Origin of the sequence: Nostoc sp., from assembly GCF_036919675.1 — a bacterium.
Lineage (GTDB): Bacteria > Cyanobacteriota > Cyanobacteriia > Cyanobacteriales > Nostocaceae > Nostoc.
Genome location: NZ_JBALCP010000001.1, coordinates 19,332 through 27,744, shown reverse-complemented (window position 1 = coordinate 27,744; position 8,413 = coordinate 19,332). Strand labels below are relative to the sequence as shown.

Genomic DNA, 8,413 nt, shown 5'->3' with positions numbered 1-8,413 from the left:
TGCCGAGTCATTGAGGAGCCGTGTAATGGGAAACCATTAAGCACGGTTTTGAAGACCAGCGAGTTTCGTGAGGGACTCGCTGAGTTTACTCTTGAGACATGCATTAAATTTTGGACTTTCCTGCGGAACGCTACGCGTAGCTTGCTTCCACGTTCGCGCTAGCGTCTTTGTTGGCGCAGCCTCTCCGTCAGGAGAAGGAGAAGTGGTACGGCGTGAGCGCTCAGTCGAACGCTTTTGAATCTTCAATTGCATTATCCAAAATTTAAACATCTAAAATTCGGTGAAAAAGAATGTAGAGACCTAGCATTGCTAGGTCTCTACAAGGTTTATGGATAAGGCATATTTCATTTTTGAAGATGTCTAATAGTTCCAAGTTATAAATTGGGCAATATAAGTTTACTCATTCTTTAAGCACTTGTGCTGTGACTGATTTTTCAAAAGCTGTTATGAATCTTAGTAATTACTTATGGCTTTCCGAATTAAACAAACTCATTGGCTATATGTCAGCCTCAGTATTTTAAGTTTGTGTTTAGCATTTACCATTACACCTGTAAAAGCATCTCTACCAGTAACAACCACAGTTATTTCTTCTTCCCAGCCTACCAATTGGCTAGAACAGGGACGGAACCTCTACCGTTCAGGACGCTTTGCAGAAGCAGTGACAATTTGGCAAACAGCAGCACAACAGTACCATACCCAAGGCGATCGCCTTAACGAAGCTCTAAGCTTGAGTTACCTTTCACTGGCACAACAGGAAGTTAACCAATGGGAAGCAGCCAGTCAATCTATTGAGCAAAGTCTGAAACTATTGCAAACTGCTAAACCCTCTGCTGATGCAATTCTCTGGGCACAAGCACTCAATACCCAGGCAAATTTGCAATTGCACAATGGCAAAGCCGAAACTGCCCTCGAAAGTTGGCAGCAAGCTCAAAAATATTATGAGCAGGCAGGTGACAAAATGGGCAGTTTGGGGAGTCAAATCAACCAGGCACAAGCTTTACAAAGTTTAGGATTTTATCGCCGTTCTAAAGTGCAGTTGGAAATGCTGACTCAAAAGCTCTTAACAATGCCAGATTCGGAAATCAAAATCAGTGGGTTACGATCGCTTGGTTTAGCCCTACAAATGATTGGTGATGGAAAAAATCAAGAGGTGTTGGAGCAAAGTTTAGCGATCGCTCGTAAAATTGAAGCCAAACCCTACTTGAGTTCTATCCTGCTGAGTCTGGGAACAACTGCGGTTGATTTGCAAGATCCAGAGGCGGCATTAGATTACTTTGAACAAGCAGAACAGGTAGCCATCAATCCAAGCGATGGCTTGCAAGCACGTTTAGCTCGTTTCAAACTTTTCCTCGACTACGACAAGCCTGAGTTTGCTACCCCATTGGCACCTCAACTACTACAACAACTTAAGGAACTGCCCCCCAGTCACACCTCCCTTTACGCAGCCATCAATTTTGTGGCCACCCTGAATCGGCACTCAACTTCTCACCAAATCGTACCCTTGAAAGACTTGGCGCAACTCATGGCAGTCACAGTCAAGTCTGCACAGCAAATCCAAGATGCTCAAGCAGAAGCTTATGCACTGCATCAGTGGGGAAAACTCTATCGTCGGACACAGCAGTTATCACAAGCACAGGAGTTAACTCAGAAATCCCTCGATATTGCCCGTCAACTCCAAGCTAACGATATCATTGCTCAATCTGCTTGGCAGGTGGGACAGTTGGATACACAACAGGGCGATCGCTCCAAAGCAATTAGTGCCTATACTGAAGCCGTCAAAGCTTTAAAGTCACTGCGAGGGGATTTGGTTGCCATCAACCCCGATGTTCAGTTCTCTTTCCGCGAAAGTGTAGAGCCTGTTTATCGAGAACTAGTCGGTTTACTTCTAGATAATCAACCGAGCCAAGCTGCATTAGTGCAAGCCCGTGAATTAATTGAGGCACTCCAAATTGCAGAACTTGATAACTTTTTCCGGGAAGCCTGTTTAGATAAAACTCAGCAAATTGATCAGATTGATCCCACTGCAATCGTCATTTATCCAATCATCCTGCCCGATCGTTTAGCGGTGATTCTTTCCAAAGCCGGGCAACCGCTCGATTACTATATCACATCTAAATCTCAAGCTGAAATTGAGCAGACTCTGGGCAATTTTTTAGTTGCTCTCAATCCTGTCTCAGATTCCAAAGACCGAAATCGATTATCCCAGCAGATTTATGATTGGCTGATTCGTCCAGGACAAATCAATCAAGGATTCAAAGATACCAAGACATTAGTGTTTGTTTTGGATGGCCAGTTGCGTAACATTCCAATGGCTGCCTTATATGATGGTAAACAATATCTAATCGAGAAGTATGCAGTCGCACTCTCACCAGGATTGCAACTGATGGCTACGCGATCAAAGCAAAACAAAATGAGTGCGATCGTGGGTGGTATTAGCGAATCTCGTGCTGGTTTTAATGCTTTGCCTGCTGTGGAATCAGAAGTTAAACAAATCTCAAAAGCGGTGTCGTCCTTTATATTGCTGAACCAGGAATTCACAAGTCAAGCCCTCGCTCAACACGTGAAATCCAGTAATGCTGGTATTGTCCACCTAGCAACCCACGGGCAGTTTAGCTCCCGCCTCGAAGATACTTTCTTGCTCACCTGGAATGGACAAGTCAACGTCAAAGAGTTGTCCGAACTCCTGAAAAATCGGGATGGTGATCCATCGAAAGCAATCGAGTTGCTGGTACTGAGTGCCTGTGACACAGCAGCAGGGGACGATCGCGCTGTCCTTGGGCTAGCAGGTTTGGCTGTCAAATCTGGGGCCCGCTCAACCATCGCCACTCTATGGCCAGTTAAAGATAAGGCAGCTGCGATGCTCATGACTCACTTCTATGAGCAACTGCGACAACCCAAAATCACTAAAGCCGAAGCACTACGGCAGGCACAAATAAACATGATTCAACAAACCGATTTCCATGATCCGTTTTTTTGGTCTGCTTTCGTTTTAGTTGGAAACTGGCTTTAATTAAGTAATAATACGTATTTAAATATAAAAAATTAATGTGTTTATTACATATTTTTATTAACAAATAGTCTATATTTGAGGAGATTTTATCCCATTATTACCGTGATTAGAGATATTCTATAGGTTACTTCCCACAGTCGCAATTAATGTATTTTGTATCACTTCTCAAGCAATTGAGGTATGAGATTATGAAACGTCGATATTTAGCTAGTACATTGAGCCTTCTCGCTCTAATTGCTAGCAGTGCCTGGACTAGCGCTAGTGCTGTGACATTTACCTCACCTGCAAAAAATAGCGCTCCTAGCCAAGCGACTGGGGGAGCTTCTCGCGGTAGTATATTTACGCCTGCCTCTGGGAAGGGTGCGCCCAGCCAAGCGACTGGGGGAGCTTCTCGCGGTAGTATATTTACCGCTGCCGCTGGCAAGGGTGCGCCCAGACAAGCGACTGGGGGAGCTTCTCGCGGTGATATGTTTACGCCTGCGTCTGGGAAGGGTGCCCCCAGGCAAGCGACTGGGGGAGCTTCTCGCACTGGTACTTACTACTTGAATCCATCGACTGTAGAAGCAAAAGGGCCAACAGCGCTAATCGCACTTCTGCCCCAAAGCTTCTATGGCACAACAGTGTCTGAACGTCCCACAATTCTGGTGTATCTCCCTGCTTCCAATGCCCAAGAAGCTGTGTTCAGTCTCAAGGATGAAGCTGGCAACATGCAACATCAGATGAACATTTCAGTTGTAGGGAAAACTGGGGTGATTGCAATCAAATTACCAGCGGATGCACCCGCTTTAACCGTTGGCAAAAACTACCAATGGTTCCTAGCACTCAAACTGGATGGGCAACTCAGTCCAAGTACGCCTTACGTTGATGGTTGGATTGAGCGAATCCAGCCCAGTGCTGATCTGGCAACCACAATGCAACAAGAGGATGCGCTGAAGCGGGCGACTGGTTTGGGTAAAAACGGGGTTTGGTATGACTGTGTAGCAACACTTGCTGCACTGCACACCGCCCAACCTACCAATGCAACTCTCTCTAAACAATGGGAAGAACTTCTTTCCTCAGTTAGTTTGAAGGAGATTGTAACAGCACCGCTAATATAGCACTTCTCAATTGAGTCGGAATACAGACCTAACCCCCACCCCTTCCCTTATAGGGAAGGGGAGTAAATTCAAAGCCTCTCTCTTTTTAGGAGAGAGGTTTGGAGAAAGGTCAAACTGTATTAACGAAAAGCACTATAGCATCTGCTAATTAACATAATCAACAGGTGTTGGTGGGGTATTACTCCACCAACACTGACCAAGATCAATGAACTGTATGGCACAAATATGTGGCACAGATTTCAGACTTTCATCCAACGCACTTGCAGCATCTTGATCATTAGTCCTAGTGTTGCTCTGACAGTTATTGTCGGGCAGTCCTTGGGGCTTTTTAATTTACCTGAATGGAAACTTCGTGATGAATGGGTTCGTTTGCAATCATCAGAGAAGATAGCCAACGAGATTGTGATTGTCACAATCGATGAACGCGATATTCAATCGGTGGGTAAATGGCCAATTCCAGACTGGGCACTAGCACGATTACTCGATAAAATCCGGGCGCAACAGCCTCGATCCATCGGACTGGATCTCTATCGAGATTTACCCGAAGGAAGTGGACATGAGCAACTCGGGCAAATTTTCCGCAGCACTCCCAATTTAATTGGAGTTGAGAAAATCATCGGTGAGCGCGTCAATCCGCCACCAGAATTGAAAAAAAGAGATCAGGTAGGATTAGCGGATTTGGTACTGGATGGCGATCGCTCTGTCCGTCGCGCCCTGCTCACAGCGGTGGATGCCAAAGAACAAGACACGATCAAAGCAGGGCTGGCAACTAGTGTAGCGCTCAAGTACCTGGAAGTTGAAGGGATTACCTTAGAAAGCATTGATGCCCAGCGGCAAAAGTTCCAATTGGGTAAGGAAGTCTACCAGCCACTGCAAAATCAAGAAGCAGGTTATGCCGATGGCGATTTAGGAGGCTATCAAATTCTGCTCAACTGGCATGGAACGGATGCAGCATTTCACACAGTTACCATGCGCGATGTGTTAGCAGGGAAAATTCCGGCAGACCTGATGCGCGATCGCATGGTATTTATTGGATCAATCGCCTCTAGTACCAACGATTTTTTCAGCACACCCTTTAGTTCCTCTTGGATATCTGCTCAAAAACCGACGCCTGGTGTTGTTATCCATGCCAATATTGCCCATCAATTGGTACAAGGAGCTAAAACAGGAAAAACAACCCTCCACGGTGTTTCCAGCATTTCTCTGTGGCTCTGGATTATTTTGTGGTCTGTGACCGGTTCTACTAGTAGTTGGTGGTTAGCCAGTGCGCCTAGAAAGCTACAGATTCCAGGGGGCCAAATTCTTTGGATAACTGTAGGGATCAGTGGGGTATGCCTGGGGAGTGCTTACGGGATATTTTTAAATGGCATTCTGATTCCGGTTACACCAGCCTTAGCAGCGTTCATCAGCAGTGTAATTGCGACAATGAATGCCTATAAACAGCAGCAGCTAGAAGAAGCGAATCGCCAACTAGAAATTGCCAACGATCAACTATTAGATTATTCCAAAACCTTAGAGGCAAAAGTTGAAGAGCGAACTCATGAACTGGTTGAGGCAAAACAGGCTGCCGATGCCGCTAACCAAGCAAAAAGCGAGTTTCTTGCAAATATGAGCCATGAGCTACGGACACCGCTCAATGGCATCCTTGGTTTTGCACAGGTATTAGAGCGATCGCCAAACATGACAAACAAAAACCGCGAAGGAATCAATATTATCTCTGAATGCGGGACGCATCTTTTGATGTTGATCAATGATATTCTTGATATTTCAAAAATTGAAGCTCGGAAATTAGAATTGGTAGCAACTACTGTCCATCTGCGAACCTTTTTGCACGGTGTTACCGAGATTTGTGGGATCAGAGCCGAACAGAAAGGGATTACTTTTAATGTCTTAATCAGCGATCGCCTTCCCCTTGCCATTGAAGCGGATGAACAACGGCTGCGACAAGTATTGATTAACTTGTTAGGCAACGCGATCAAATTTACAGACATCGGTAGTGTGACGTTCAAAATAGAGGCACTGGAGACTGAGCAAGATTCTTCCCAATCCCCAACCACCAAGATTCGTTTCCAGATTGAAGATACAGGTATTGGTATGTTACCAGACCAACTAGAGAAAATCTTTTTGGCCTTTGAGCAAGTGGGTGAAGCAGGGCAGCGATCTGAAGGTACTGGCTTGGGATTGGCCATTAGTCAAAGAATTGCAGCATTGATGGAGAGCCAAATTCAAGTGCAGAGTCGCTTGGGTGAAGGAAGTATATTTTGGCTAGATTTGACAGTCCCACTATCACTTTCCCATGACTGGCATGAACAGGCGATCGCCCCAACCCAGGATTCGATTACCAGAACTTCGGGTAGTGCGCCTCTGGTTCTCATTGTCGATGACGATCACAATCACTGCTCGATGTTGACGAGTCTGCTGCAAGAAATTGGCTGTCGAACCTTGGAAGCAACCGACGGTAAACACGGGCTACAAATCGTAAAAGAATGCAACCCGGATGTGATTCTGCTCGATTTAGCCATGCCCAATATGGATGGTTTTGAGCTAATGATTCACCTGCAATCTGATCCAAAAACCCGTTCTATTCCGATCATCGTCTCTAGTGCCAGTGTGTTCGAGGAAAATCGGCAGCGGAGTTTAGAAGCAGGAGCAAAAGCATTCCTGCCCAAACCCCTCCAGGTTGACGAGCTATTTAATACGCTCCGCTCGGTGCTAGAAGTTGACTCGAGCTATGCCCAATCTACACCTCAGCAATCATCTCCTAAAGGCGAGTTACCCGATAACGAATGGGTTCTGCCATCGCAAGATGTTTTGCAACAACTTTACCATTTGGCAATGATGGGTGATATCGCGGCGATCGAGAAAATGTTAGAAGAGTTAATTGCACAAAACAGCCAGCTAGCTCCTTTCGTAGTTGAGTTAAACAAACTCACTGTTAATTTCCAAACCGGACAAATACGTAAATTTATAAAATCATTTGTAATAATGGAGTCACGGCAATGATGGCTGATTCTCTCTCAAAGCCAATACATATCCTTTTGGTAGATGATAATCCAAACAATCTCAAAGTGCTATCAGAAATGATTCAGGGATATGGCTGGAAAGCACTCATGGCAACGAATGGAGAGTCGGCGATCGAACAAACAGAATATGCCCTTCCCGATCTGATTCTCCTGGATGTGATGATGCCTGGTATTGATGGATTTGAAACTTGCCGCAGGCTGAAAGCCAATCCCATCACTCAGAATATTCCAGTCATTTTTATGACTGCCCTATCCGATTCTAAAGACAAGGTGAAAGGATTAGAAATTGGCGCAGTTGACTACGTTACCAAACCCTTCCAGCAGGAAGAAGTCATTGCCCGATTAAAGTTACACCTGAAAATCTCCCATCTCACATATACCCTAGAGCAAAGGGTACAAGAGCGCACCGCAGAATTAACCCAATCTCTACAGCAGTTGCAACAAACCCAACTACAACTGATCCAAAGCGAGAAAATGTCTACTCTGGGACAACTTGTTGCAGGCATTGGTCATGAAATTAATAACCCGATTGGTTTTATTGAAGGAAATTTCTCCTATATTACAGAATATACAAATAATCTTCTTCACTTGGTCAACCTCCAACAGAAGAAGCTACCGCATCCAGAACCAGAAATTGAAGAACTTCTCAATCAAATGGACTTTGAGTATCTAGCAGAGGATATTCCAAAATTGCTAGCATCAATGCGCCAGGGAATTGACCGCCTTAAGGGCATCAGCCTTTCTCTGAGAACTTTTGCTCGCTCAGATATTTCATCTAAGATGGAGTTTCAGATTCACGAAGGGATTAATAGCACCTTAATGCTATTGAAACACCGATTGCAAAACAAAGGAAACCACCCGGCAATCGAGGTTATCACCCAATACGGTAAGTTACCTCCAATCAGTTGCTATCCCGGACAGCTGAACCAGGTATTCATGAATATCATCGCTAATGCCATTGATGCATTGGATGACCTCAATCAAAACCACTCTGATCAAAAAATTGCTGCTTGCCCGAACACTATCACTATCACTACATCAGTTAATTATCAGCAAGAAACTGTCACAATTTGCATTCAAGATAACGGTACCGGGATGCTTCCTGAGGTACAAACTCGAATTTTTGAGCAATCTTTCACAACTAAACCCGTAGGTAAGGGAACCGGGCTTGGATTAGCTATCAGCTACCAAATTATTGTTGATAAACACAATGGACAAATTGACTGTTTGTCAATTCCTGGTGAGGGAACTAAGTTTATTATTACTTTGCCGATTTAATATTT

At 44.8% G+C, this 8,413-nt stretch carries 4 protein-coding genes; all 4 read left to right on the top strand.

The genetic code is table 11. The annotated features are described in order from the left end of the window. Window positions 1–466: 466 nt before the first annotated feature. The 4 genes from V7K49_RS00105 (at window position 467) to V7K49_RS00090 (ending at window position 8,408) form a co-directional block, all read left to right on the top strand. A complete protein-coding gene (locus V7K49_RS00105) occupies window positions 467–3,010 on the top strand; it encodes a CHAT domain-containing protein (protein WP_335204031.1) in 2,544 nt (847 codons plus the stop codon). A gap of 188 nt (window positions 3,011–3,198) precedes the next feature. Next, on the top strand, window positions 3,199–4,107 hold the full coding sequence (locus V7K49_RS00100; protein ID WP_335204030.1) for a DUF928 domain-containing protein: 909 nt from the start codon (window positions 3,199–3,201) through the stop codon (window positions 4,105–4,107). Between the two features lie 225 nt (window positions 4,108–4,332). Further along, window positions 4,333–7,110, top strand: coding sequence for a CHASE2 domain-containing protein (locus V7K49_RS00095; RefSeq protein WP_335204029.1), 2,778 nt, complete (start codon window positions 4,333–4,335; stop codon window positions 7,108–7,110). Then, a complete protein-coding gene (locus V7K49_RS00090) occupies window positions 7,110–8,408 on the top strand; it encodes a hybrid sensor histidine kinase/response regulator (RefSeq protein WP_442948619.1) in 1,299 nt (432 codons plus the stop codon). Before V7K49_RS00095 ends, V7K49_RS00090 begins: the two co-directional genes overlap by 1 nt. Window positions 8,409–8,413: the final 5 nt, after the last annotated feature.